Raw genomic sequence first — 1,472 nt, 5'->3', positions numbered from 1 at the left:
TAACTCGTTACCACTGTTTCTCAAATACTCAGTTAAATGTTTATTCTTCAAACGGTTATATTAAACCGTTGAAAATCTAAAATAAAAAGGCTAATGCTCCCTTTTTATCCATTAGCCTTTTCCCATCTGTCAGGAAGCAGTTCCCTGTATTTTTCAAGTGGTGTGTTTGGTTGCCATTCAGCTGTTCTGTTTATCACATCCGTGAGATACTCAAATAGATTCACTTTATGCATCCTACAGGTGAGTGCTATCGTGTAGAGTATGGCGCCTCGTTCGGCTCCCTTATGGCTGCCGAAGAACAATGAGTTTTTTCTTGATAAGGATATGTACCGGTTCATCCGTTCNAGTATGGCGCCTCGTTCGGCTCCCTTATGGCTGCCGAAGAACAATGAGTTTTTTCTTGATAAGGATATGTACCGGTTCATCCGTTCAACTATATTGTTGTCCAGGTAAGTGTCACCATAATTAAAGATGTCCACCACTGCATTCCACTCATTGCGAAGATAGGTGATAGCTTCTTGTAGTTCGCTCTTTGGTAATAAATCCCCCCGCTCTTCTATTTCATCAAACACATCTTTTATTTCTCCGAGTATGTCCGGCGCATACTTTTTTCGATGCATAAGATTCTGTTCTACTGTCCATCCATCAACCCCAACTTTATGCTTATGCTCGTTTTGATAAAGAGTGTTTATCAGCTCCACGATTCTTTTTGCATCCGGGTCATTCTCACCGCAATCTATAAATTTCCGTTTTATATGTTGCAAGCACGGGATGCGTGTGATATTGGGATAAGCATCGCTTTCGAGCTTCCGNCCATCGCTTTGTATGATACCTTTGCAACTGCCTAATTCGTTAAGAATAACTCTTTCAGACCGGGAGCCGTCATCATAGAGCAGGTATATCATCCTGGTGTTTATGCCGACAACCACCCAAAGGTATCCCTTTCTAACTCCTTTTCCCTTACTGTTCTTTTCCGGGACGAGTATTTTGTAATAGGTTTCGTCGGCTGCCTTATAAGGATCACTCAAAGCTGTCTGCCGGATACACTTATAAAGATTTTCGAAGAGGCCTGAGGCTTTTTCTATCAACTTATGAGCCGTAGGTTTCTTCAGCGTAAAGCCATGACCTTCGAAGTAGTTGATGATTCTTTCAACAGGTAGCGATTGTATATAACGTAATTCCATCAATCCGGCAATAAATGAGCCGTCATAGCTGGAATTTAAGAAAGCCGAGACCGGGGTTTTTCCCTCAAACAGGCGACCGTCTTGCGTATAGGTGTGTATCTTGTAGACGTGCTTGATGAAGCGCATGGGTACACATTCATAGCGGACGCATATTCTGGGAGCGGTAGTAAACAACCGGGCTTTATTGATGTCAAAATCGGGTAAGCGTCTCCGCGATTCTATATAGTGTATTAAAATAAAAAGGCTAATGATCCCTTTTTAGTCATTAGCCTTTTCCCATCTGTCAGG

The 1,472-nt window shown here is 42.2% G+C and carries 1 pseudogene; it reads right to left on the bottom strand.

From position 1 onward, the window contains the following. Nucleotides 1-104: 104 nt before the first annotated feature. Nucleotides 105-1,385 (bottom strand): annotated as a pseudogene (locus tag KQP79_RS25795) (IS66 family transposase); the annotation flags it as partial. Nucleotides 1,386-1,472: the final 87 nt, after the last annotated feature.

This window comes from Bacteroides sp. DH3716P (genome assembly GCF_025914115.1).
GTDB classification, from domain to species: domain Bacteria; phylum Bacteroidota; class Bacteroidia; order Bacteroidales; family Bacteroidaceae; genus Bacteroides; species Bacteroides ovatus.
This window is presented reverse-complemented; position numbering and strand designations above follow the sequence as displayed.